This is a genomic window from Mesorhizobium sp. ES1-1, from assembly GCF_020164785.1.
GTDB lineage: Bacteria > Pseudomonadota > Alphaproteobacteria > Rhizobiales > Rhizobiaceae > Mesorhizobium.
Window position 1 is genome coordinate 287954 of record NZ_JAIUGX010000006.1, and the last position, 22999, is coordinate 310952.

Consider the following 22999-nt stretch of genomic DNA (forward strand, 5'->3'; position numbering starts at 1 on the left):
CGTGGCCGAACCCCTGACCAATACAACGGATTTCCCCGTCAAAGGCGCTCATGACTTCGAACCGTCCGGGATGATGACAGGGCGCTGCGTGGTCTTCGCTCAAGCCTGGGCGATCATCAATCGTGCACTCCCGCTAGTCCGGCGGGACTCAGGCCTCTACCTCCTGATTGCCGTCTACACATTCCTCGGACTGGGCTTTCTGCACGTGGTCGGCGCGGCCGACCGAAGCGCATACGCCGTATATTTTGGGCGCTGGACATTGCTGAACGGCGTGACCCTGCCGGCCGTTGCCGGCCTCGTGGAGTTCGGGCTGCTTATCCATCGCTTCGATCGCAGGCGCGGTCTGGCGGCAAGATACGTGTTTTCGACCTCGCGGCTGGCCTACTCGCTCTCGGGTCTGTGCCTTGTCATGGCGCTGATGATTTTTCAGGGCACATTCACGTCCGTCAAGAACGGCATGGCTGTCTGGCAGGGCGGTTTTCCGTTCGACGTGGCACATGCCGATATAGATGCCTTCCTGCATTTCGGCGTCGACCCGTGGCGGTGGCTCTACATGGTGGCCAAAAACGATTTCGTGCGAACTGTTGTCGAATGGAATTACAACGTTTTGTGGTTCGTCTTCAATTTCGGCGCCCTGTTCTTCGTCATGACATCGCCGCGGGCGGCGTCGGTCAGAACGCGCTACGCGGTCTGCTTCATGCTGGTCTGGATCGTCATTGGCAATATACTTGCCGGGCTGTTCCTGTCGGCCGGCCCGGCCTTCTACGGTGCCGTCACAGGCGACACGGCACGGTTTGGCGAACAGCTGGCGTTTCTGGCGCATGGCGCCGAGTCCGCGAACTCGGCTGTTTCCTATCAACACTATCTATGGACGCTGCATGAGGCCGGGCAGACAGGCTTCGGGTCGGGCATTTCCGCCTTTCCCAGCGTGCATGTCGGATTGGCGACGCTCAACGCCCTTTTCGTCAGGGAGTACAATCGCCGTCTCGGCGCGGTCGCGTTCGTCTACGTCGCCTTTGTCGCCGCCAGTTCGGTGTATCTGGCCTGGCACTATGCGATCGACGGCTATGCCGCCGCCGCGGTCGCTGTCCTCGTTTATGTTCTGGCGCGTAAGCTCGTCCCCGCCGATCAGCCTGTTTCCCGGCTGGCGACTCCGTCGACCGGAACTATGGAGCGTGCCCGCCGGCAGGCTCACAGCTTGCGCAGCGCCACTTCCTCGATGCGATGATCGGCGCCCTTGCGCAGGATGAGGTCGGCGCGGGCGCGGGTCGGCAGGATGTTCTCGCGCAGGTTCTTCAGGTTGATGTTGGTCCACAGGCTTTCGGCGATAGCCAGGGCCGAATCTTCCGACAGCCGCGAATAGCGATGGAAGAAGGAGTCCGGATCGCGGAAGGCTGTTTCGCGCAGGCGCATGAAGCGAGAGATGTACCAGTTGTGGATCAGCTTCTCGTCGGCGTCGATGTAGATCGCGAAGTCGAAGAAGTCTGACAGGAAGGGGACGATCTTGCCGTCCTGCGGCAGCTTGCCGGGCTGCAGCACGTTGATGCCTTCGAAGATCAGGATGTCGGGCCGGTCGACCGTGACGAACTCGCCGGGAATGACGTCATAGGTCAGATGCGAATAGACCGGCGCGCGGACATTGGGAAGCGCCGACTTGATGCCCGACAGGAAGCGCAGTAGCGCGCCGACATCGTAGCTGTCGGGGAAGCCCTTGCGCTCCATCAGGTTCTCGCGGCGCAGGACTTCATTGGGCAGCAGGAAGCCGTCGGTGGTGATGAGATCCACCTTGGGGCTGGATGGCCAGCGCGCCAAAAGCTCCTTCAGCACGCGCGCCGTGGTCGACTTGCCGACCGCAACGGAGCCCGCGATGCCGATGATGAACGGCGTCTTGACTACGTCCACGGCGTTGAAGAAAGCCTGCCGCTGCCTGAACAGCAACTGGCTGGCCTCGACATGCGCGGACAAAAGCCGCGATAGCGACAGATAGATGCGCTTGACCTCTTCGAGGTCGATCGGGTCGTTGAGCGAACGCAGGCGCCGGAACTCATCCTCGGTCAGCGTCAGCGGCGTGTCGGCGCGGAAGTGCGACCACTCCTCGGCGGAGAAGAAGCGGAAAGGGGAATATTTCTCGGTCGGCGCGAGCTGATCCATAGCGAAACCTGCCCTCCCCGCGATCAGCCCTTGGGCCGCGACGCCTTCTCGGCGATGCCTGAACGCCTGGTGCGGCTTTCAAGCTCCTTGAGCACATCGTCCAGCGCAACCCCGGAAACGCCGAGAACGACGAGCCAATGATATATAAGATCGGCGCTTTCCGAAACGAGACCCTGCCGGTCGCCCTTGATGGCGGCGATCACGGTCTCGACCGCCTCTTCGCCAAGCTTCTGCGCCGCCTTGTCTATGCCGCGCGCGAGGAGTTTCGCCGTCCACGAGTCCGGGTCGCCGGAACGCGCGCGTTCCGCGATCAGTGCCTCCAGGTCGGAGAGCGAAAATTCAGCCATGGCGACAAAAGCCTTTTTCTTGGCCGGAAGCCTGTTCCAAGCCGAAGCCTCTAGGGCTGATCCGCCGATGAGTCCAGCCGCATCGGCAGACCGGCCCGGGCCATATGCGCCTTGGCCTGCGCTATGGTGTAGGTGCCGAAATGGAAGATGGAGGCGGCCAGCACCGCCCCGGCATGGCCGTCGCGTACACCCTCGACCAGGTGGTCGAGCGTCCCGACACCGCCGGACGCGATGACCGGCGCGCGCACGGCATCCGATATGGCGCGGGTGAGCGCTATGTCGTAGCCGGCCTTGGTGCCGTCGCGGTCCATCGAGGTCAGCAGGATCTCGCCGGCACCGCGATCGACCATCGCGCGTGCGAATTCGACTGCGTCGATGCCGGTCTTCTCACGCCCGCCATGGGTGAAAATCTCCCAGCGGTCGGCTTCACCGGTGCCAGACACCTTCTTGGCATCGATGGCGACGACGATGCACTGGTTGCCGAACTTGTCGGCCGCCTCGGCGACGAAATCCGGGTTCTTCACCGCCGCCGTGTTGATCGACACCTTGTCGGCGCCGGCCAGTAGCAGCTTCCTGATGTCGGCGACCTGGCGCACGCCGCCGCCGACGGTCAACGGCATGAAGCACTGTTCGGCGGTGCGCGAAACGACGTCGAAGATCGTCTCGCGATTGTCGGACGACGCGGTGATGTCGAGAAAGCAGAGTTCGTCCGCACCCGCCGCGTCATAGGCCTTGGCCGCCTCGACCGGGTCGCCGGCGTCGATGAGGTCGACGAAGTTGACGCCCTTGACGACGCGGCCGTTCTTGACGTCGAGGCATGGGATGACGCGGACTTTCAGCATCAGCGCCCCTCTATCGTGGCGATCAGGTCGTTGAGCAGTTGACCGACCAGCGGCGGCACATCGGCTTTAGCATCGAAGGCCGGATCGTAGGCAGAAACGGTGATGCCCACGACCGGCACCGCAAGCGCCATCGCACAGGCCGCGTCGCGCAATTGTTCCGGGCTCGGCCCGCCGGAACTGGCGTAGCGGTTGGCCTGCAGCTCCTCCGGATCGTGCACATCCAGATCGATATGCATGTGCACGCGCCCCGCCCCGGCGGCTTTCAGCATCTCGGTTGCTTGTCCCACTCCGGGGCATTCCGTGCGGATGACCGGCAATGTCTGCAACAACTGCCTTTCAGCCGGGTCGAGATCGCGCGCGTTGACGAGCAGGCAGCGCGACGGATCGATCGGCCTGAAGCCGGGAACAGCCGATGCCATCGGACGCCAGCACAAGCCCAGGACCGTCGCCAGGGCCATGCCGTCTAGGAAGCCATGGGTCGATGTCTCGGGCGTGTTGAGGTCGCCGTGCTGGTCGGCCCAGATGATCGCGTCGGCGCTTTCGCCGGCTACCGCGCCGACGCTGGTCAGGCAATTGCCGGCGAGCACGATGGGAAACCGATTTTCATCGCCGGCAAGGCGAACTTGGGAGGAAACCGCCTCGCAGACGGCAAAGCCGGTGGCGATCTCTCGCTCCTGGTTGTCGCCGACCCTGCCGATGTCCTCGACCGTAACGTCGTGACCGGCCATGGTCAGGGCATCGACGAGACCGCCCGCTATCAGCGCATCGGGACCCTGGCCCATACCGCCATGAAAGTGTCCGCTGTCGTACGAGGCCAGGATGACGGTGATTTTCACGATCTGGTCTCCGCCACTGGTCCGTCCTTGAGGATTGCCAGGGCCTTGGCCGGATCGATGCGGCCATCATACAGCGCGCGGCCGGAGATCGCGCCTTCGAGCTTGCGCGCATCCGGCATGGTCATGCGCACGATGTCGGCCAGCGAGGCGAGGCCGCCGGAGGCTATGACTGGGATCGAGACCGCTTCGGCGAGGCCGATCGTGGCGTCCCAGTTGATGCCGGTCAGCACGCCGTCGCGGTCGATGTCGGTGTAGATGATGGCGGCAACGCCGGCGCCCTCGAATTTCTTCGCCAGTTCGATAACACCCAGGCTGGACGCCTCGGCCCAACCTTCGACAGCGACCTTGCCGCCCTTGGCGTCGATGCCGACCGCCACCTTGCCGGGGAAAGCTTTGCAGGCCTGCTTGACCAGGTCGGGATCGCGCACCGCCACAGTGCCAAGGATGACACGGGCAAGCCCACGATCGAGCCAGTCCTCCACCTGCGCCAGCGTGCGGATGCCGCCGCCAAGCTGCACCGGGTTCTTCGTCGCTTTGAGAATGGCGCCGACCGCGGCGCTGTTGACGCTCTGGCCTTCGAAGGCACCGTTGAGGTCGACGACATGCAGCCACTCGAAGCCCTGGTCCTCGAAGGATCGTGCCTGGGCGGCTGGATCATCATTGTAGATGGTGGCGGTCGACATATCGCCGTGCTTCAGGCGCACGCATTGGCCGTCCTTGAGGTCGATGGCCGGGAAAAGGATCATCCGTTCAAGCGCCTTCAACGATGACAAAATGGCCGGTCGACGCCGCAAGCCGAAACTTCAAAGCCTGCCGATACTCGGGCGAATTATAACATTGGAGCGCCTTCTCATAGGATTCGAACTCGACCAGCACATGGCGATTGCCGGTCGGTCCCTCTGGACTCTCGTGGCGGCCGGCCCGCACTGCGAAGCGTGCGCCGTACTTGGCGAAAGCCACGGCGTTGGCCTCGATATACTGCTTGTAAATCTCGGGGTCGCGGACATCGACCATCGCCATCCAGTAGCCCTTCTTGGCCATGGCTAGGGCCTCCAGCGCAGGAAGTTGGTGATCAGGGCGAGGCCAAGCGCCTGGCTCTTTTCGGGGTGGAATTGCGTGCCGGCCAGATTGTCGCGGGCCACGGCCGCCGTCACCGGGCCACCGTAGTCTGTAACCGCCAGGACCTCGTCGGGCTTCCCTGCATCAAGGTGGTAGGAATGGACGAAATAGGCATGCAGCCCCGCAGGCCCCGTCGGGATTCCGGCAAACAGCGGATGCTCGCGCTTCAGCTCGATCGTGTTCCAGCCGATCTGCGGGATCTTCAGCGCCGGATCGCTGGGCATGATCTCCTTGACGTCGCCTGCTATCCAGCCAAGGCCGAAGGTGGTCGTCTTTTCTAGGCCGCGCTGCGACATCAGCTGCATGCCAACGCAGATTCCCAGGAAGGGCCGGCCCTTGCGAATGGCAACCTCGTCGACAGCTTCCCACATGCCGTCAACGGCGCGCAAGCCGGCTGCGCAGTCGGCATAGGCGCCGACCCCTGGCAGCACGATGCGGTCGGCCGTGCGCACGCGCTGCGCATCGGCGGTCAGGTCGATCTCGGCCGATATGCCTGCTTCGCGCGCGGCCCGCTCGAAAGCCTTGGTGGCCGAGCGCAGATTGCCCGAGCCGTAGTCGATGATCGCAACCCGCATGTCAGGACCTTCCCGGAACATGGGTTAGCCCCAGTGCAATGCCCGGCTGCGAGGCTCGGGCCAGTGCTGCATCGGGAATCATGCGCGGAGCGGGCACGATTTCATCGGCAGGCTGCTCGGACTCCAGCGCCTGGCGCATGTCGGCATCATCGAGCGTGGCGGCTTCGACAACGCCCCACTCATGCCACCCGCGGCGGCGAAGGGCCGCGATGCGCAAGCCCTGTCCTTCCAGGCCGACATAGAGCGAAACCAACAGCGACAGCAGCGAACCAGGCAATCCAAGGCCGAAATATTGGCCAAGCATCGACAGCGCGCCCATGACGACGAAGGCGATACCCGCTTCAATCCACAAACGGTGCCAGGCGAACCACAGCGGCGGAACCAGCAGGGCGACCCAGTTGAACCCATCGCGGACCAGTGTCGTTGCGTCGGCCTTAACGCCGCGGCCGGGCGGCTCCATCACGACATAGGCAGCCATGGCGTTACCCCTTCAACGAACCCTTGGTGGAGGGAACCGCGTCAGGCTGGCGCGGATCGTGCTCGAGTGCGCTGCGCAGCGCGCGCGCCACCGCCTTGAAGCAGGTCTCGGCAATGTGGTGGTTGTTGGCGCCGTAGTGGTTGGTGACATGCAATGTGATGCCGGCATTCTGCGCCAGTGCCTGGAAGAATTCGCGCACCAGTTCGGTATCGAACGTGCCGATCTTCGGCGACGAGAACGAGACGTTCCAGACCAGGAACGGACGGCCGGAGACGTCGATCGCGGCGCGCGTCAGCGTCTCGTCCATGGCAAGGTCGATCGAGGCGTAGCGCATGATGCCACGCCGCTCGCCAAGCGCCCGGCTCAGCGCCTGGCCGAGCGCGATGCCGGTATCCTCGACCGTGTGGTGGTCGTCTATATGCAGGTCGCCCTTCGCCCTGACCGTCATGTCGATCAGAGAATGGCGCGATAGCTGGTCAAGCATATGGTCGAAGAAACCGACGCCCGTGGCGATATCCGACTTGCCCGAGCCGTCGACATGGACCGACACGGAGATGTCGGTTTCCCTGGTCTTGCGGCTTGCTTCGGCGGAACGGGGCGCCATCACTCTATCCTTGTGCAGGAGGTCACAGGTCACGGAGTCCAGGCGCTCGCGGCCTGAAAACGAAAGCCTTCTAGCAGCATGATCCGGTGATTGCCAGTTGCCCTCGCCGACAGGTACCGAACCGTTTGCAATCATCGGTCCTGTGCATACATATGGCCGATCAAAGTTACTCGTACCGCGCCAATCGCCTTTTGGGGATCGCGCGAATCGGAGCCACGGATGTCGAATGAACTCTCCATGCACGCCACGACCATCGTGACGGTACGCAAGGGCAATAAGGTGGTGATCGCCGGCGACGGCCAGGTCAGCCTTGGCCAGACCATCATGAAAGGCAATGCGCGAAAAGTGCGTCGCATCGGCAAGGCCGGCAACGTGATCGCCGGTTTCGCCGGCGCCACAGCGGACGCCTTTACGCTGCTGGAACGGCTGGAGGCCAAGCTCGAACAATATCCCGACCAGCTGACGCGCGCCTGCGTCGAATTGGCCAAGGACTGGCGCACCGACCGCTATCTGCGCCGCCTGGAGGCGATGATGCTGGTGGCGGACAAGTCGGTTTCGCTGGCGCTGACCGGCAATGGCGACGTGCTCGAACCCGAATTCGGCGTCATGGCCATCGGTTCGGGCGGCAATTACGCGCTGGCCGCGGCGCGCGCCTTGATGGACAGCGACAAGGATGCCGAGGAAATCGCGCGCAAGGCGATGCAGATCGCGTCCGACATCTGCGTCTACACCAACAACAATTTTGTTGTCGAAACTCTCGATGCCGCCTGAAGAGGTGGCGCTCTACGATTTTCGACCGGTGACCGCGAGAGACCTGCCGATGATCGCGGGCTGGCTCGCCGAGCCGCATGTCGCGCAATGGTGGGGTGCTGCCGAAACGGAGCTCGCCGAAATACGCGATCATATCGAGTCGATTTCCGTCGAGCCGCTGATCGTCGAACTCGACGGAAAGCCGATCGCCTACCTGCAGAGCTATGATCCGCATTTGGAAGACGACCATCCCTATGCCGACCAGCCATTTGGCACGCTTGGCATGGATATCACGATCGGCCGGCCGGAGCTGATCGGCATCGGCCATGGCACGGCAATCGTGCGCCAATTTGTCGAAGAGCTGTTCGCGGAAGGCGTGCCCAGAATCGTCATCGATCCGGACCCCGCCAACATCAGAGCCATTCGCGCCTATGAAAAAGCCGGATTCAGGCCTATCGACCGCAGGCAATCGCAATATGGCGACGTCCTGTTGATGGCAATTGATGCCGAAGACAGCGATGCGGAAGAGGGGTAACAGGGCATGAACGCATCCGTCGACGAGAAGGATCTCTCGGCCTACGAAAACAGCTGGCGGCTGGGTCTGCTGATCGTATTGGGCCTGATCATCGTCCAGGCCGTCACGCTCTATCTGATGGGCCACCCGCCGATCTGCACCTGCGGCTACGTCAAATTCTGGCATGGCGTGGCGAAAAGTTCGGAAAATTCCCAGCATATTTCAGACTGGTACACGTTCTCGCACATCATCCACGGCTTCCTGTTCTACGCGCTGGCAAGGTTCCTGTTCCCGCGTTCGCCGATCGGCCTCAGGCTGGCATTCGCCGTCCTCGTCGAAGGCGGTTGGGAAATCCTGGAAAACAGCCCGTTCATCATCGAGCGCTACCGCGCCGGCACCATCTCGCTCGATTATTTCGGCGACAGCATCCTCAATTCGGTGTCCGACACACTGGCCATGATGTTGGGATTTGTGATGGCGAGAAGGCTACCTATATGGGTGATCGTCAGCCTCGCCATCCTCTTCGAATTGGGCACCGGCTATCTCATCCGGGACAATCTGACGCTCAACGTGATCATGCTGCTGCATCCGTTCGAGGCCATCAAGCAGTGGCAAAGTGGAATTTAGTGACATGAGCTTCTCTCCTCGCGAAATCGTTTCGGAACTCGACCGCTTCATCATCGGCCAGAAGGACGCCAAGCGCGCCGTGGCCATCGCCTTGCGCAACCGGTGGCGTCGCCAGCAGCTGGAAGGCCAGATGCGCGAAGAGGTGATGCCGAAGAACATCCTGATGATCGGGCCGACCGGCGTCGGCAAGACCGAGATCTCGCGGCGCCTGGCGCGACTGGCCGGCGCGCCCTTCGTCAAGGTCGAGGCGACCAAGTTCACCGAAGTGGGCTATGTCGGCCGTGACGTCGAACAGATCATCCGCGACCTGGTCGAGATCGCCATCGGCCTGGTGCGCGAGAAAATGCGCGAGGACGTCAAGGCGCGCGCGCATATCAATGCCGAGGAACGCGTGCTGGAAGCGCTGGTCGGGAAGACCGCAAGTCCTGCCACACGCGACAGTTTCCGCAAGAAACTGCGCGACGGCGATCTGGACGACAAGGAGATCGAGATCGAGGTGGCGGACACCGGCAATGGCGGAATGCCCGGCTTCGAGGTTCCCGGCATGCCGGGCGCCAATATCGGCGTGCTCAACATCAACGACATGCTGTCGAAGGCGATGGGCGGTAAAAAAACCAAGGCGCGCAAGACGACGGTGAAGGCCTCCTACGCGCTGCTGGTCAATGACGAGTCCGACAAGCTTCTCGACCAGGACGAGGTCGTGCGCCGGGCCATCGACGCGACCGAAAATGACGGCATCGTCTTCCTCGACGAAATCGACAAGATCGCGTCACGCGAAGGCGGCATGGGGGCCGGCGTGTCTCGCGAAGGCGTGCAGCGCGACCTGCTGCCGCTGATCGAGGGCACCACGGTGGCGACAAAATATGGGCCGTTGAAGACGGACCATATTTTGTTCATCGCGTCCGGCGCTTTCCATGTCTCGAAGCCGTCCGACCTGCTGCCGGAATTGCAAGGTCGCTTGCCGATCCGGGTCGAGCTGCGGGCGCTGGAGAAGGACGATTTCGTGCGCATCCTGACCGAGACCGAAGCGAGCCTGATCAAGCAGTATATCGCCCTGATGAAGACCGAGGGCGTCGACCTGACCTTTACAGACGACGCCATCGACTCGCTGGCCGGCATTGCGGTCGACCTCAATTCCAGCGTCGAGAACATCGGCGCAAGGCGGCTGCAGACAGTGATGGAGCGGGTGCTGGACGATATCTCCTACGACGCGCCCGACCGCAACGGAACGACGGTCACCATTGATGCCGCCTATGTGGAAAAACATGTCGGCGATCTGTCGCGAAACACGGATTTATCGCGGTTCATCCTTTGAACGAGGCGCGGGGATCAAACCCGCGCCGGATCAAGGCGGATTTCCGGCAAACAGCCCATGTGTGGCCAGACGGTACCATCCGCCAGCTTTCGTAGCGTGGGCAGGAGGGTTGTTCTCGACTCGACCGGGAGCACTGCCTAGGTTGCGCGGCATTATCGCGGGCGGCGGCACATGAAGAAACTGATCCTGGTCATTCTCGGCTTGACGCTGGCGGCGACGCTGTTTGCCGCCGAGGCAGCCACATTGGTGCCGGCGGGCAATCGCAATGTCGAGCAACCTGACATTCCAGGGGCCTCGAGCCGGCGCACGCAGGCCACCAACACGACTTTCCAGGCGAAATACCGCAAGGTCTATGCCTTGCTGCGCAAGGACTCGGATCTACGCGCCAAGATCAAGAAGGCGGCGGCCGCCTATGGCATAGATCCTCTGCACATAGTCGGCGCCATCGTCGGCGAGCACACCTACAATGTAGACGCCTACGACCGGCTGCAGACCTATTACGTCAAGGCGATCTCCTATCTCTCCAGCAAGCTCTCCTTCGCCTATGAGGGCGAGGACATCAGCGACTTCGTGCAGCGGCCGGAGTTCAAGAAATGCGCGGGCATGTCCGACAGCTACGATCTGTGGGCATGCCGGGAACAGGTGTGGAACCATGCATTCCGCGGCCAGACCGTTGGCGGAGAGAACTTTCCCGACGACCGTTTCGGCGCCACCTTCTTCCAGCCTTACTATGCCGGCCAGACCTTTGGCCTCGGTCAGCTCAATCCTCTGACGGCGCTGCAGATGAGCGATCTCGTGCACAGGGTTTCAGGCCTGCCGAAGCTCGATGTCGGCGATCCTAACTCGGTCTACAAAACCATCATGGATCCCGACCTGACATTGCCCTATGTCGCGGCAACGATCAGGACATCTATCGATGCCTACAAGAGCATCGCCGGCTTCGACATTTCGAGCAATCCGGGCCTGACCGCGACGCTCTACAATGTCGGCAATCCGGAGCAGCGCGCCTATGCTCTGAAGGCGGAGAACGACAAGCGCCGCGCCGCGGGGCAGCCGGAAAAGCTGCCGGAGGAGAACTATTACGGCTGGCTGGTCAACGACAAGCTGGATGAGTTGAAGGCGCTGTTTTAGGCGCTCGACGCGTTGACATTAATTTGCCGACGCCTGCGCCGCCCCTCATTGTCCTGCTGGGCACTGGCGTGACTGATCGGCGCGAGGCCTGATTGCCACGTGGTTCCCCCAATCCGTCGCTGCTCCGCAGCGCCACCTTTCCCCCCTCCGGAGGGAAAGGAAGGGAGCTTTGCTTGACTAGCGTTGAAGGCTAAGAGCATGGCGGCTTTCCTCTACCCCGTCGATCGGGGGGTCCGAAGGACGGGCGAGACCCGTGGCTCGCCCCGGCAAGGTGGCTCGGCGAAGCCGAGACGGAGTGGGGGTCGACCAGCGCGGCATAAGACTATGCATGCCGTAGCGACGCGAAGGCCTCAAGCCGCCAGCAGCGACTTCAGCTTGACGGCCGGCGATCCAAGCGCTTCCGGCGCCGGCCTCGCTTGCTTGGCGATCAGCATTTCGGCCAGCCTGATGTCGCGGGCGACCGCGTTGCCGGGGCCGATGCCGCTGGCGGCCACCAGCCTGCCGTCCTCGGCGAGGTGAAAAAGGATGAAGGCGCCGTCGCCGAGGTCGCGGCGCACCGTGCTGCGGCCCTCATCGGAAAGGCCGGCAATCTGCAGGGACAGACCATACTGATCCGACCAGAACCACGGCACCGCCACATGTGCCGCGCCGGCGCCCAGCATATTCTTCGCCGCCAGAGCGCCCTGCTCCTGCGCGTTGCGCCAGGCTTCCAGCCGCACCCGGCGGTCGCCATAGATAGCAAGTGGGAACGAGCAGCAATCGCCGGCGGCGAAGATGTCGGGGTCGCTGCTTTGAAGCCGTTCATCGACGGCAATGCCATTGTCGATCTCCAGACCCGCCTCGGCGGCAAGCCCGGTCTCCGGCACGGCGCCGATGCCGATGACGACGAGGTCGGCCGTGATTTTTCCTCCGCCGGCAAGCGTCACGCGGACCGCCTTGCCGTCGTCTGCGATGGAAGCGATGCCTTCGCCGCACAGGATCTCCACGCCCCGGCCAATGTGCGTGTCTTGGATGATCTCGGCGATCTCGGCCGGCACGCCGCGCATCAGGATGCGAGGCTGGGCCTCGATGACAGTGACGGCCGCGCTGAGCTTGCGCGCTGCGGCAGCGAGTTCGAGGCCGATGAAGCCGCCGCCGACGATGGCGATATGGCTGCCGGCGCGGAGATGGGGGCGGATGGCAAGCGCGTCGGCGAAACTGCGCAGGGTGACGCAGCGAGGACCCAATCCCGGAATCGGCAATCGGCGCGGCGTCGACCCTGTGGCGAGCAACAGCTTGTCGTAGGCAAGCACCGAACCATCCGACAGGCGAACCTCATGCGCCATCCGATCGACCGCCACGGCCTGGACCGAATGGATATGCCGGATCGATTTTTCCGCCAGCGTCGCCTCACTGACAATCGTCTTGATCAGGGGCGCATCGCCGGTCATGGCGTCCTTGGAGAGCGGCGGGCGTTCGTAGGGCAGATGCGGCTCGTTGCCGACCAACGTCACCGGCCCATCATAGCCGAGATCGCGCAGCGTGAGAGCTGCCCGCCCACCGCATTCGCCGGCCCCGATGATGACCATGCCCCGACCCATCGTCATTATCCGATTTGGACCAGCACTTTGCCGGCCTCGACCCTCACCGGATAGGTCTTGAGGTCGACGCAGACCGGCGCGCCCTTGGCGGCCCCTGTCTTGTAGTTGAAGCGGCCATTGTGCTTGGGGCATTCGATGATGTCGTCCATCACCAGCCCGTCGGCCAGATGGACCTTCTCATGCGTGCACAGACCGTCGGTTGCGAAGAACTCGTCATCGGGGCTGCGATAGATGGCGAAGGTGCGGCCGCCATGGTCGAAGCGCAGCACATCCTCTTCGTCGATGTCGCCGGCCGCGCATGCCTCGACCCAGTCCGTCATTCATTCCTCCCAACAGGCACTCAGAATAAGTCCATACGGTCTTGCCGAAACAGCGAGTGGCGCCTCCCGGCGGCTTTGCCTCGAAACGAGGGCGCCGGGCGGGGTCCCAGGATTACTCCGCCGCCGCGGCGACGGCATCGATGTGAAATTCCTCGCGATAGGGCCGCGCTGTCGGCGGCAGTTCGCGCTTGAGGAAATAATCCTCGTTGCGCAGCTGCCGCAGGAAGGCCGGAATCATCTCGCGGTAACCGGCCAGGATCGACGGCGTCGGCGCCGGCAGATCATGTTTGATCAATTCGTGCAGCCTCGGCAATGCATGATAAGGCACCATCGGGAACATGTGGTGCTCCACATGATAATTCATGTTCCAGTAGATGAAGCGGCTGATCGGGTTCATGTAGACGGTGCGGCTGTTGAGCCGATGGTCGGTGACGTTGTCGGCCAGGCCACCATGCTGCAGCAGCCCGACCATGACGTGATGCCAGGCGCCGTAAAGCCTGGGCAAGCCTACCAGCATCAGAGGCAGCCAGGAGCCGAAATACAGCGCCAGGGTGATGGTCGCGGCATAGATCGCGGTCCAGATGCGGGCGATGCGGATCGCCTTCTTCTGTTCCTGTTCCGGAATGAACGTCTTTTCCGCCGCGCTAATGTTGCCGGTGGCGTTGCGCAGCATGTCGCTCATCGCGTGCCAGGCATCAAGCACGCCGATGAAGCCGAGCGCGGCGCGCAACAAGTCCGGCGGCCGCATCACGGAAATTTCCGGGTCGCGGCCGACGATGATGGTGTCGGTGTGGTGGCGCGTGTGGCTCCAGCGCCAGGTGACCGGGTTGCGCATGATCATGAAGCAGGCGATCTGATAGACCGCGTCATTCATCCACTGCGTGCGGAAGGCTGTGCCATGGCCGCATTCGTGCCAGCGCGAATCCGTCGATGAGCCATAGAGTACGCCATAAACGAAGAAGAACGGCACGCACCACCATGTTCCCCACAATAAGGCCCCGCCGCCACCGCTGACGATCAAGGCGGCGAGCCAGATCGCGGTGTCGCGTATCGCTGGCCCGTCGGAGCGCTGCATCAGTTCCTTCATCTGCTTGCGCGGGATGTCGGTGTGATACCACTCGGCTGCCGACAAGCCATTTTCGACGGCGAGCTTGGCGTCGCGGCCGATCAGGCTGTAGTCACGCCGGGACGGCGCTGCGGACATGATTGCCTCCATAGCCGGGCAAACGCCCAGCGAACACGGCTTGGTTGCTCGGCTTCGGCCTGAAAATAACGCTCACCCATGATAGACTCAATATCACAAAGATAGTTTCTATCATTTCCTATCAGTTTGCTCTAGGAAAGGAGCACACGGCAAGTGGAGGGCGGCATGGCGAAGCGACCGACAATCACCGACCTGGCTCGCATCTCCGGCGTCAGCGTCGCCACGGTGGACCGGGTGCTCAACAGCCGCCTGCCGGTGCGCGAGGAAACGGCCCGCCGTGTCTACGAAGCGGCGACCGAGATCGGCTATCACGCGGCAGGCCTGATCAAGCAGCGGATGCGGCATGAATTGCCGGAGTATCGGCTGGGCTTCCTGCTGCTCAGGGGCAATGATGTCTTCTACAGCGAATTCGCCCGCGAGCTTGAACTGGCGGTCTCGCGTTCGCCGCGCTTTCGTGGCGTCGCCGTCATCGATTTCACGGATTCGCTGGCGCCCGACGAGATCGTCGAGCGTGCGCGCAGGCTCGCGGCAAAGTGCCGGTCGATCGCGCTGGTCGGGCCGGACCACCCGGCTTTGACGGTCGCCGTGGAGGAGATGAAGGCGAAAGGTCTGCCGGTGTTTTCGCTTCTATCGGAGTTCGCCGCGGGGATACGCGAAGGCTATGTCGGCCTCGACAACCGCAAGGTTGGCCGCACTGCCGCCTGGATGATCTCGAAGGCAGCCAAGCGGCCCGGCAAGGTCGCGCTTTTCGTCGGCAGCCACCGCTTCCACGGCCACGAACTGCGCGAGATCGGTTTCCGCTCCTTCTTCCGCGGACAGGCGCCGGAGTTCACCTTGCTCGAGACGCTGGTCAATCTGGAGGCCAACAGGATCACGCAGGACACGCTGCTGGAGCTTTTGGGCAACCATTCAGATCTCGTCGGCTGCTATGTCGCCGGCGGCGGCATGGAAGGGGCGGTCGCGGCGCTGCGGCAGGCGAAACCGGACCCAATGCCGGCGGTCGTCTGCAACGAGATCACGGCGGTATCCCGATCGGCTTTGGCCGACAATATCCTGACCATGGTAATCTCGACGCCGCTGGCGGCGCTCTGTCGCGAGTTGGTGGCTCTGATGGCGCACGCCATCGAAAGCGGCGCGGCAAACGCGCCGGGCCAGACGTTTCTGCCCTTCGACATCTATCTGCCCGAGAATATCTAGCTCGCGTCGCAAAGAGGGGAGCTCCGGAAATCGCCGGTCCGCTTTTGGAATCGGGCCTTGACGCCCTACAGAGGAAATGGAATAAATATTTCACTGATGTGGTATTTTGGTTCTTTCGTTCCGGAACATCTGTTTCAGCAGGAGTGATGCGCGCTCCAGCAAAACGGCATCCGGACGGGCCTGGCAATTGGGAGTGTTTCCCCGGGGAGATCGGGGATTCCGGATAGATCGGTGCAACCGGACACCAATGTGGAGGAGAGACACAATGAAGAAACTGCTTCTGGGCGTCGCTTTCGCGGCGCTGATGAGTTCGTCGGCTCTTGCCGCCAAGGTCGGCGTGTCGATGGCCAAGTTCGACGACAACTTCCTCACCGTGCTGCGCAACGGCATGATCGAGCAGGCGAAGGGTATGGACGGCGTCGAACTGCAGGTGGAGGACGCGCAGAACGACGTTGCCAAACAACTCGACCAGATCAAGAATTTCGCCGCCTCCGGTGTCGACGCCATCATCGTCAACCCGGTCGACACGTCGGCGACGCAGGCGATGTCGGACGCCGCGGCTGCAGCCAAGATCCCGCTGGTCTACGTGAACCGGCAACCGGTCAATGTCGACACGCTGCCGGAAAACCAGGCGTTCGTCGCTTCGAACGAAGCCGATTCCGGTACGCTTGAGACCAAGGAAGTCTGCCGCCTGTTTACCGAAGCCGGCAAGAAGGAAGCCAATGTCTATGTCATCATGGGCGAGCTTTCCAATCAGGCCGCGGTGCAGCGCACCAAGGACATCGAGGACGTCATCGCCACGCCCGAATGCAACTTCATCAAGATCATCGACAAGCAGACGTCGAACTGGAACCGTGACGAAGCCCAGAACCTGATGACCAACTGGCTGTCGACCGGAAAGCCGTTCGACGGCGTCATCGCCAACAATGACGAAAGCGCCATCGGCGCTATTCAGGCGATGAAGGCCGCCAACATCGACATGAAGACCGTTGTCGTCGGCGGCGTCGATGCCACGCAGGACGCACTGGCCGCAATGCAGGCCGGCGACCTCGACGCCACCGTGTTCCAGGACGCCGCCGGCCAGGGCAAGGGCGCGCTTGATGCCGCGCTCAAGCTGGCCAAGGGCGAGAAGGTCGAACACAAGGTCTACGTCCCCTTCCAGCTGGTCACGCCGGCCAACATCGACAAGTTCCTGAAGAAGAACTGAACCAGGGCAAAGGAGCGGCGCTGTCGCAGCGATGGCGCCGCTCCTCCATCCTCCGGCGCCTCCGGGCGTCAGGATCGACCGCGGCTGAGGGAGGTAGACGATTGGCACAGACATCCCATGGCGTCGGCGGGGTCGGCTATGACGCCAGGAAGCGGACATGGCCGGCTGAGTTCAACGTCTTCCTGGCGCTGGTCATCCTCGTCGTCATTTTCGAATTGATCGGCCGGATCTTTCTCGGCGACAGCTTTCTGTTCAACACCCGCGCCGACGTCCCGGCGATCTTCAACGAGGCGCGCCTGCAGATCATCATCCTGCAGGTGTCGATCGTCGGCATCATCGCCATCGGCGTGACGCAGGTGATCATCACCGGCGGCATCGACCTGTCCTCCGGTTCGATCGTCGGCGCCACCGCGATGATCGCCATGAGTTTCGCCCAGGTGGCGACGGTCAATGGTAACCCCAACCCCAAGGCGATGTTCTTGGCGCAGGGCTGGACCGACCTGCCCGTCATCGTGCCCGTGGTGGTGGCGATCGGCTGCGGCCTGCTGGCCGGCCTCGTCAACGGCGCCCTGATCGCCTACACGCGCATTCCGCCCTTCATTGCAACGTTGGGCATGATGGTGACCGCACGCGGCATCGCCAAATGGTGGTCTAAGGGGCAGCCGATCTCGTTTCCGACCGAAGGTTTCGCGGCGATCGGCAAGGGCCTGATGCCCGTCATCATCTTCCTGTCGCTGGCCGTGCTATTCCAGTTGATCATGACCTACACAAAGTATGGGAAGCACAGTTACGCTATCGGGTCCAATGAAGACGCCGCGCGCATGTCGGGCATCAACATCGCCAACCACAAGATCCTGGTCTACGCCATCGCAGGCATACTCGCCGCGCTCGCCGCCGTGGTTCTGAGCTCCAAGAATCTAACCGCCCAGTCCGGCATGGGCGTGATGTACGAGCTCGATGCCATCGCGATGGCGGTCATCGGCGGCGTCTCGTTGTCGGGGGGCCGCGGTTCGATCATCGGCACGGTTATCGGCTCGCTGATCTTCGGCGTCATCATCTCCGGCTTCACCTTCCTGCGCCTCGACGCCTATTACCAGGAGATGGTCAAGGGCGTGATCATCGTCGGCGCGGTGGTTCTCGATCAGTGGCGGCAACGCCTGCGGGCAATGAGGGCTTGATCATGTCTGACATCGTCCTGAAGACCGAGAACATGACCAAGCGCTATGGCGGGGTGCATGCGCTCGAAGGCGCGAATTTCGAGCTGCGCAAGGGCGAGCATGTCGCCATCATGGGTGACAACGGCGCCGGCAAATCGACCTTCGTGCGGCAGATCACCGGCGTCGAGCAGCGCACCAGCGGCAAGATGTGGTTCGACGGCAAGGAGGTGAATTTCACCGGGCCGATCGAGGCGCGCGAGGCGGGCATCGAGACCGTGTTCCAGAACCTGGCGCTGGCCGACGATCTCGACGTGCCATCCAACCTGTTCCTCGGCCGCGAGAAGGTGCTGTTCAACCTCGGGCCGTTCTCGATCCTGGACCGCAAATACATGCGCAAGGCGACCGAGGCGGCGCTGATCCGCACGGCGGTGAAGATCCCCAATCTGTCGAACACGATCCGCCACATGTCGGGCGGCCAGCGCCAATGCGTGGCGATCGCCCGGACCGCCACCTTCGCCTCCAAGCTGATCATCATGGATGAACCGACGGCGGCGCTGGGCGTGCAGGAAACGGCTCAGGTCCAGAACATCATCCGCACGCTGAAGGACAATGGCGAGCCGCTGATCCTGATCAGCCACAATATGCGCCAGGTGTTCGACCTGTGCGACCGCATCGTCGTTTTCCGGCGCGGCCGCATCGTTGCCAATCTGCACAAGCAGGACACAGACGGAAACGATATCGTCTCCTACATCATAGGCGCCAAGACCGGGGAGGCCGAACTCGTCGCTTGACGGGAGATGCGATAAACGCCCCTGTCCTGTCTCGACCGAATTTCACCCACGCCGATCGTCGGCGCGATCACCTGCTTTGAACCACCCCCAGAGGAAATCCCATGACACTCCGTTTTGCTCTCCTGGGCGCCGGCCGCATCGGCAAGGTCCACGCCCGCGCCGTCGGCTCCAATCCGCAGGCCAGACTAGTGGCCGTCGCCGATGCCTTCGAAAAGGCGGCAACCGAACTGGCGGGGGCCTATGGCGCAGAGGTGCGCAGCATCGACGCCATCGAGACATCCAATGACATCGACGCCGTCGTCATCTGCACGCCGACCGATACCCATGCCGATCTGATCGAGCGCTTCGCCAAGGCTGGCAAGGCGATCTTCTGCGAAAAGCCCATCGACCTGAACGTCAAGCGCGTCGAGAAGTGCCTGGCCGTGGTCGAGAAGACCAAGGCGACGCTGATGGTCGGCTTCAACAGGCGCTTCGACCCGCATTTCGCCGCCGTGCGCAAGGCAATCGACGATGGCGCCATCGGCACGGTCGAAATGGTCACCATCACCTCGCGCGATCCGGGAGCGCCGCCGATCGACTACATCAAGCGCTCGGGTGGCATCTTTCGCGACATGACCATCCATGATTTCGACATGGCGCGCTTCCTGCTCGGCGAAGAGCCGGTGGCGGTCAGCGCCCATGCCTCGGTACTGGTCGACAAGGATATCGGCGCTGCCAGCGATTTCGATTCAGTCAGCGTCATCCTCGAGACGGCGTCCGGCAAGCAGGCCGTCATCTCCAACTCGCGCCGCGCCACCTACGGTTACGACCAGCGCATCGAAGTGCATGGCTCGAAAGGCATGGTCGCCGCCGAGAACCAGCGGCCGGTGTCGATCGAACTCGCCAACGAGAAGGGCTACACGCGCCCGCCGCTGCACGACTTCTTCATGACCCGCTATCTCGACGCTTATGCGCTGGAGATCGCCGCGTTCATCACGGCGGCGACCTCGGGCAAGAAGGCGTCACCGAGCGGGGCCGATGGCCTCGTCGCGTTGAAGCTGGCGGATGCGGCGCTGAAATCGGCAACGACCGGCAAGACCGTACGTCTCGACAAGTGAGAAACCGGACCTAACACACAGGAGCAAAGCGATGAGCGCATCCGCCGATCGCAATTCACAGACACGCGCCATCGTCACCGGCGGTGCGCAAGGCATCGGCTTCGCCGCCGCCGAGGCGCTGGCCGACGAGGGCTGCCGGGCGCTTGCGCTGATCGGCCGCTCGCAGGAGAAGGGCGACAAGGCCGTCGCCCATTTCAAAAAGACCGGCGTCGACGCCATCTTCATTAGCGCCGACGTCTCGAAAGTCGCCGAGTGCAAGCGCGCCGTCGCGACTGCGATTTCGCATTTCGGTACCATCAACGCGCTGGTCAATGCCGCCGCGACCTCGGCTCGCGGCTCGCTGGTCGAGACATCCGAGGAGGTCTTCGACCAGATTTTCGCCACCAATGTGCGTGGCCCGTTCTTCCTGATGCAGGGCGTGGTGGCGCATCTCCTGGAGACGAAGGCGCCGGGCTCCATCGTCAACGTCCTCTCGATGTCGGCGCATTGCGGCCAGTCCTTCCTGGCGCCCTATTCGTCGAGCAAGGGCGCCTTGGCGACCCTGACCAAGAATGTCGCCAATGCCTATCGCTTCAACCGCATCCGCTGCAACGCCGTGCTGCCGGGCTGGATGGATACGGAGGGCGAGGACATCGTGCAGAAGAAATGGCACGCGGCGGCGGAGGACTGGCTGGCAAAGGCGGAAGCCGGTCAGCCGATGGGGCAATTGGTCAAGCCGGACCAACTGGCGCGCCTGATCAGCTACATGGTCAGCCCGCAATCCGGCGTCATGACCGGATCGCTGGTCGACTACGACCAGAATGTCGCGGGCACGTCGCCGGAATAACCTCTGTTACTGCGACGTCGCCCTTCTTTAATGGTCATGACAGTCAGACTAGTCATGAGGTTGAGATGCTGCATGCAACCGAGGATACGAACTGGACGGTCGCAGGGCAAAGGCGCGGCTCTCTGAAGTCATCGAGCGCGCGCAGTCATCTCCGCAGACGATAACCAAGAACGGCAGGCCACAGTCGTCGCAGTCTCGGCCGAGGAATGGCAGCGCAAGACCGCTCGCAAAGGTACACTTGCGGAATTCTTGCTGGACTCGCCGCTTCGGGGAGCCGATCTCGATCTCGAGCGTCAACGCGATGAACCGCATGATCTGCCACTGCGAGGCTGCTGCTCGACACGAACGTCCTATCGGAGGTGACAAGGCCGGCGCCGGACAAACGCGTTCTCGACTGGCTGGACGAGCTTGATGAGGACCGCTCCTTCATCAGCGTCGTGTCGATCGCCGAGATCAGGCCCGGCGTTGCCCTCATGGATGAAGACCGGAAACGAGTGGCACTGGGCGAATGGCTCACCCGAGACCTCCCACACCGCTTCGAGCAGAGGGGGCTGCCCGTGGATGAAAAGGTTGCGTTGGCCTGGGGGGACCTTATAGGCCTTGCCAAGCGCCACGGCCGCGGCTTGTCGTCGATGGACGGCCTGATCGCTGCCACCGCGATTGCGCGTGAGCTCACTTTGGCGACACGGAATACGAGGGATTTCGAAGGTCTTGGTATTGAACTATTCGACCCGTGGACTGCACCTTGAGCTCCGTCATGGGGGTAGTCTAGACCAAGGGAGTTTAACGAAGACGCCTACGATGTCGTCATCCACCGGCGCAGCAAGGAGCGAAGCGACGTGGCGCAGACCCGAGGATCCATGCCGGGACTCGGAAGCGCCGCTGCGGTCCAGAATTCTGCTCCGCTGCGTTCCCTGGCGGATGTCACGGAATGGATCCTATGGTCTGCGCCGCGTCGCTTCGCTCCTTGCTACGCCATAGGATGACGAAATCGCGAAGGTTCCGCCCATCCCGAATTGACGTTAGGTCCCACGTGACAAGCGCCTTCTCATCGACTATATGAGCCTCATGATCAACCTGACCGCCACCTATTGGTACTTTAGGAGCTCGCTGGCGGCGGGAGGATTGCGCTCGATCTGAAGATTGCAGCAAAAGTATCCGAACAGCCGCCAGACCTGGCGGCTTTTTTGTTTCAGCCGGCAGGTCTCCCCAATCAGGAGCAGAAAGCCGTGTTGACCACTACAGACGATCTTCGCGTCAAGGAAATCCGAGAACTGAGCACGCCGGACCAGGTGATGCGGGAGATTCCGCGCACTCTGACGGCGACGCGCACCGTTGCCGCGTCACGCAACGCCATCCATTCCATCCTAACCGGGGCCGACGATCGGCTTATCGTGATCGTCGGCCCTTGCTCCATCCACGATCCGGTCGCCGCGGTGGATTACGCCAGCCGTCTGGCGGCGCTACGCGAAGCCCTGTCCGACCGGCTCGAGATCGTGATGCGGGTCTATTTCGAGAAGCCGCGCACGACCGTCGGCTGGAAGGGCCTTATCAACGATCCCGACCTCGACGGCTCCTTCAACATCGAGAGAGGGCTCAGGATGGCGCGCAACGTGCTGTCGGCCGTCAACAATCTCGGCCTGCCGGCCGCAACCGAATTCCTCGACATGACGATCCCGCAATACATCGCCGACCTCGTCGCCTGGGGCGCCATCGGCGCGCGCACCACCGAGAGCCAGATCCATCGCGAATTGGCTTCGGGTCTGTCCTGCCCGGTCGGCTTCAAGAACGGCACCGACGGCAATCTCAGGATCGCCGGCGAGGCGGTAAAGTCGGCGGCCCAGCCGCACCATTTCATGGCGGTGACCAAGGGCGGACGCAGCGCTATCGCGGCAACGACCGGCAATGAGGACTGCCACGTCATCCTGCGCGGCGGCGTCCAGCCTAATTATGACGCGACGAGTGTCGAGGCGGCGGCGGTGGAACTCGCACGCATCGGAGTGGCGCCGCGGCTGATGATCGATGTCAGCCATGCCAACTCCGCCAAGAAGCCGGAGAACCAGCCCAAGGTGGCGGCCGATGTGGCTGGCCAGATAACGGCGGGCGACGAGCGCATCATCGGCGTCATGATCGAGAGCAATCTCGTCGCCGGACGGCAGGATGTGGTGCCCGGCAAGCCGCTCGTCTATGGCCAGAGCATCACCGATGGCTGTATCGACTGGGCGACCACAGAGACCGTGCTGCACGGCCTTGCCGGAGCCGTCGAGTGGCGCCGCTCGGCACGCCGAGCCATGTTGGAAAGCCGGCAGGGCGCGGCTTGATAAGAAGGCG

Annotated in this window: 26 protein-coding genes and 1 pseudogene; 15 read left to right on the forward strand and 12 right to left on the reverse strand. The window is 62.8% G+C overall.

Annotated elements, in window-relative coordinates:
• The first annotated feature begins 1 nt into the window (after position 1).
• A complete protein-coding gene (locus LB513_RS25245) occupies positions 2-1228 on the forward strand; it encodes a phosphatase PAP2 family protein (RefSeq protein WP_224663914.1) in 1227 nt (408 codons plus the stop codon).
• Here LB513_RS25245 and coaA read toward each other — a convergent pair.
• The 9 genes from coaA to hisB are packed head-to-tail and all read right to left on the reverse strand — an operon-like array spanning position 1192 to position 6952.
• Positions 1192-2151, reverse strand: a complete 960-nt coding sequence (coaA, locus tag LB513_RS13065) for a type I pantothenate kinase (protein WP_224663915.1) — start codon at positions 2149-2151, stop codon at positions 1192-1194. The genes LB513_RS25245 and coaA overlap by 37 nt on opposite strands.
• A gap of 23 nt (positions 2152-2174) precedes the next feature.
• On the reverse strand, positions 2175-2498 hold the full coding sequence (locus tag LB513_RS13070; RefSeq protein WP_224663916.1) for a phosphoribosyl-ATP diphosphatase: 324 nt from the start codon (positions 2496-2498) through the stop codon (positions 2175-2177).
• 50 nt (positions 2499-2548) lie between these two features.
• Positions 2549-3343 (reverse strand): imidazole glycerol phosphate synthase subunit HisF, encoded by a 795-nt coding sequence (gene hisF, locus LB513_RS13075; protein WP_224663969.1) that lies wholly within the window; start codon positions 3341-3343, stop codon positions 2549-2551.
• Complete coding sequence (locus LB513_RS13080; RefSeq protein WP_224663917.1) at positions 3340-4176, reverse strand: arginase family protein; 837 nt, start codon at positions 4174-4176, stop codon at positions 3340-3342. The genes hisF and LB513_RS13080 overlap by 4 nt, the downstream gene beginning before the upstream one ends.
• Complete coding sequence (hisA, locus tag LB513_RS13085; RefSeq protein ID WP_224663918.1) at positions 4173-4922, reverse strand: 1-(5-phosphoribosyl)-5-[(5-phosphoribosylamino)methylideneamino]imidazole-4-carboxamide isomerase; 750 nt, start codon at positions 4920-4922, stop codon at positions 4173-4175. The genes LB513_RS13080 and hisA overlap by 4 nt, the downstream gene beginning before the upstream one ends.
• Positions 4923-4926: 4 nt before the next feature.
• Positions 4927-5217 (reverse strand): DUF1330 domain-containing protein, encoded by a 291-nt coding sequence (locus LB513_RS13090; protein ID WP_224663919.1) that lies wholly within the window; start codon positions 5215-5217, stop codon positions 4927-4929.
• A gap of 2 nt (positions 5218-5219) precedes the next feature.
• A complete protein-coding gene (gene hisH / locus LB513_RS13095) occupies positions 5220-5870 on the reverse strand; it encodes an imidazole glycerol phosphate synthase subunit HisH (RefSeq protein WP_224663920.1) in 651 nt (216 codons plus the stop codon).
• 1 nt (position 5871) lies between these two features.
• The gene (locus tag LB513_RS13100; protein ID WP_224663921.1) at positions 5872-6348 is read right to left on the reverse strand and encodes a DUF2628 domain-containing protein; all 477 of its coding nucleotides are present in this window, start codon (positions 6346-6348) and stop codon (positions 5872-5874) included.
• Positions 6349-6352: 4 nt separating this feature from the next.
• Positions 6353-6952, reverse strand: coding sequence for an imidazoleglycerol-phosphate dehydratase HisB (gene hisB, locus LB513_RS13105; RefSeq protein ID WP_224663922.1), 600 nt, complete (start codon positions 6950-6952; stop codon positions 6353-6355).
• A gap of 219 nt (positions 6953-7171) precedes the next feature.
• Here hisB and hslV point away from each other — a divergent pair, with 219 nt between their 5' ends.
• From hslV to LB513_RS13130, 5 genes are all read left to right on the forward strand, one after another.
• On the forward strand, positions 7172-7723 hold the full coding sequence (gene hslV, locus LB513_RS13110) for an ATP-dependent protease subunit HslV (RefSeq protein ID WP_224663923.1): 552 nt from the start codon (positions 7172-7174) through the stop codon (positions 7721-7723).
• Positions 7713-8237 (forward strand): GNAT family N-acetyltransferase, encoded by a 525-nt coding sequence (locus LB513_RS13115; RefSeq protein ID WP_224663924.1) that lies wholly within the window; start codon positions 7713-7715, stop codon positions 8235-8237. The genes hslV and LB513_RS13115 overlap by 11 nt, the downstream gene beginning before the upstream one ends.
• A gap of 6 nt (positions 8238-8243) precedes the next feature.
• Positions 8244-8843: a DUF2585 domain-containing protein gene (locus LB513_RS13120; protein WP_224663925.1), complete on the forward strand. Its 600-nt coding sequence runs from the start codon at positions 8244-8246 to the stop codon at positions 8841-8843.
• Positions 8844-8847: 4 nt separating this feature from the next.
• Positions 8848-10158: an ATP-dependent protease ATPase subunit HslU gene (gene hslU, locus LB513_RS13125; RefSeq protein ID WP_224663926.1), complete on the forward strand. Its 1311-nt coding sequence runs from the start codon at positions 8848-8850 to the stop codon at positions 10156-10158.
• A 171-nt stretch (positions 10159-10329) separates the two neighbouring features.
• The gene (locus LB513_RS13130) at positions 10330-11289 is read left to right on the forward strand and encodes a DUF1402 family protein (protein ID WP_224663927.1); all 960 of its coding nucleotides are present in this window, start codon (positions 10330-10332) and stop codon (positions 11287-11289) included.
• A 350-nt stretch (positions 11290-11639) separates the two neighbouring features.
• Here the strand turns inward: LB513_RS13130 and LB513_RS13135 are convergent, their stop codons facing one another.
• From LB513_RS13135 to LB513_RS13145, 3 genes are all read right to left on the reverse strand, one after another.
• Positions 11640-12875, reverse strand: coding sequence for an NAD(P)/FAD-dependent oxidoreductase (locus LB513_RS13135; RefSeq protein WP_224663928.1), 1236 nt, complete (start codon positions 12873-12875; stop codon positions 11640-11642).
• The gene (locus LB513_RS13140; RefSeq protein ID WP_224663929.1) at positions 12875-13189 is read right to left on the reverse strand and encodes a MocE family 2Fe-2S type ferredoxin; all 315 of its coding nucleotides are present in this window, start codon (positions 13187-13189) and stop codon (positions 12875-12877) included. The genes LB513_RS13135 and LB513_RS13140 overlap by 1 nt, the downstream gene beginning before the upstream one ends.
• Positions 13190-13301: 112 nt before the next feature.
• Positions 13302-14393, reverse strand: a complete 1092-nt coding sequence (locus LB513_RS13145; protein ID WP_224663930.1) for a fatty acid desaturase family protein — start codon at positions 14391-14393, stop codon at positions 13302-13304.
• A gap of 165 nt (positions 14394-14558) precedes the next feature.
• Between LB513_RS13145 and LB513_RS13150 the strand changes: the two genes are divergently transcribed.
• From LB513_RS13150 to LB513_RS13190, 9 genes and pseudogenes are all read left to right on the forward strand, one after another.
• On the forward strand, positions 14559-15590 hold the full coding sequence (locus LB513_RS13150) for a LacI family DNA-binding transcriptional regulator (RefSeq protein WP_224663931.1): 1032 nt from the start codon (positions 14559-14561) through the stop codon (positions 15588-15590).
• Positions 15591-15855: 265 nt separating this feature from the next.
• The gene (locus LB513_RS13155) at positions 15856-16797 is read left to right on the forward strand and encodes a sugar ABC transporter substrate-binding protein (protein ID WP_224663932.1); all 942 of its coding nucleotides are present in this window, start codon (positions 15856-15858) and stop codon (positions 16795-16797) included.
• Positions 16798-16898: 101 nt separating this feature from the next.
• Positions 16899-17975: an ABC transporter permease gene (locus tag LB513_RS13160; RefSeq protein WP_224663933.1), complete on the forward strand. Its 1077-nt coding sequence runs from the start codon at positions 16899-16901 to the stop codon at positions 17973-17975.
• A gap of 2 nt (positions 17976-17977) precedes the next feature.
• Positions 17978-18745, forward strand: a complete 768-nt coding sequence (locus LB513_RS13165) for an ATP-binding cassette domain-containing protein (protein ID WP_224663934.1) — start codon at positions 17978-17980, stop codon at positions 18743-18745.
• A 101-nt stretch (positions 18746-18846) separates the two neighbouring features.
• Positions 18847-19842, forward strand: coding sequence for an inositol 2-dehydrogenase (gene iolG / locus LB513_RS13170; protein ID WP_224663935.1), 996 nt, complete (start codon positions 18847-18849; stop codon positions 19840-19842).
• 31 nt (positions 19843-19873) lie between these two features.
• Entirely contained in the window at positions 19874-20668 is a 795-nt protein-coding gene (locus tag LB513_RS13175; protein ID WP_224663936.1) for an SDR family oxidoreductase, read from the forward strand.
• A gap of 65 nt (positions 20669-20733) precedes the next feature.
• Positions 20734-21031, forward strand: a pseudogene (locus tag LB513_RS13180) (type II toxin-antitoxin system prevent-host-death family antitoxin).
• Positions 20998-21417 (forward strand): type II toxin-antitoxin system VapC family toxin, encoded by a 420-nt coding sequence (locus LB513_RS13185; protein ID WP_224663970.1) that lies wholly within the window; start codon positions 20998-21000, stop codon positions 21415-21417. The pseudogene LB513_RS13180 and the gene LB513_RS13185 overlap by 34 nt, the downstream one beginning before the upstream one ends.
• A 480-nt stretch (positions 21418-21897) precedes the next feature.
• Positions 21898-22989 carry a 3-deoxy-7-phosphoheptulonate synthase gene (locus tag LB513_RS13190; protein WP_224663937.1) on the forward strand — a complete coding sequence of 364 codons (1092 nt, stop codon included), beginning with the start codon at positions 21898-21900 and terminating at the stop codon, positions 22987-22989.
• Positions 22990-22999 lie beyond the last annotated feature (10 nt).